The following is a 1,293-nucleotide window of genomic DNA, read 5'->3' as shown; positions in this document are numbered from 1 at the left end:
GCTTTACCCGCTGCACCAGTGCTGCCGGCAGCGCGCCTTCAGGCTGCTGCTGGCGCGCCAGCGCCAACTCGGTCAACGCACGTGACAAGGCATCGTCTGCGCGATCACCACGCGCGGCATCGGCACGTTCCAGCGCGACCAGCAACTGCTGGCCGAGGGCATTGCTGCTGGCCGGACCGGCGCTGGCCTGCTTGACCAGCCCGGCGCCGGCATACCCCAGCAGCTCGCGGTTGCGACGTACCTCCGCCGGTTGTGCCAGCACCGCCTGCAACAGTTCGCGTACCTGGGTGGGCGCTGCCGTCGGTTTCTCGGCGGTAGCCAACGCGAGCAGCGCGAAGCGACGCTGCAGCGCAGGCTCCGGTGCGGCCTTGGCCAGCTGCTGCAGCACGTCCTGGGCGCTGCGCTTGCCAGCCAGGCGGTTGGCATCCACCTCCCAGCCGTAATCGCCCAGCACCTGCCAGTCTTCGGCGCCAAGCGTGGCCGGCGTCGCCAGCGCGGTCGCAAGTGTTTCGGCGACAGCGCTGCGGCGGCTGGCGGCGACGGTCAGGGCCCGGGTCAGTTCGGCCGCGTCGTTGCCGCCGGCCACGCGGGTGATTTCGTTGCGCTGCGGGTCGAGCACGATCAGGGTCGGATAGCCGCGCACGCCGAAGCGTTCGCCCCATGCCTGCGCGCCTTCTTCGTCGCCGTCCAGGTAGACCGGCACGAATTTGCCGGTCAGTGCGATGAAGGCCGGATCCTTGAACAGCCCCGCCTTGAGCTGATTGCACGGCGGGCACCACACCGCGCCCCAGTACAGCAGCACCGGCTTGCCACTCTCGGCGGCTTCGTTGAAGGCATCATCCACGTCGCCCTGGCGCCAGGCGATGGCGGAGGCCGGCGCGGTGGCTGCCGCCTGCGCCGTCGGCACCGGAGCGGAAGCGGGGGAGCAGGCGCTCAGGGCCGAGGCCAGCAGCAACATGGAAAGCGCGACGCGCATCGGCAGCATCTCGAAGGACAGGGTGATGGGGCCATTGTAGGAACGGTCAGGGTGCTGGCTGATGCAGTTTGCTTATGTCGCCCGCGCAGCACGGCATGTGGGCTGGGCATCAGTGCGGACCAGGGTCCGCACCCACCGGAGCGGGCACGGTCAGCACCAGCGGCTGGTAGATCAGGCCGTTGAACTGGCCGACGTCACCATCCAGCACGAATCCATAGTGTTCGTAGGCGGGCACGGCGTTGAGCGAGGCGCGCACGGTCATCTGCGGACCACGCACCTGCGGCAGGACCGCCTGCAGCAGGGCACGACCAATGCCT

At 69.4% G+C, this 1,293-nt stretch carries 2 protein-coding genes; both read right to left on the bottom strand.

Annotated features, from left to right (window positions below; translation table 11 throughout):
* A partial coding sequence (locus tag AB4Y84_RS21875; RefSeq protein ID WP_442250961.1) for a thioredoxin family protein occupies positions 1-985 on the bottom strand: 985 nt, incomplete at its 3' end.
* A 100-nt stretch (positions 986-1,085) separates the two neighbouring features.
* On the bottom strand, positions 1,086-1,293 hold a 208-nt coding region (locus AB4Y84_RS21870; protein WP_442250960.1), incomplete at its 5' end, for a GNAT family N-acetyltransferase.

This window comes from Stenotrophomonas sp. 2YAF22, from assembly GCF_052114665.1.
GTDB classification, from domain to species: Bacteria; Pseudomonadota; Gammaproteobacteria; order Xanthomonadales; family Xanthomonadaceae; genus Stenotrophomonas; species Stenotrophomonas indicatrix.
This window is presented reverse-complemented; position numbering and strand designations above follow the sequence as displayed.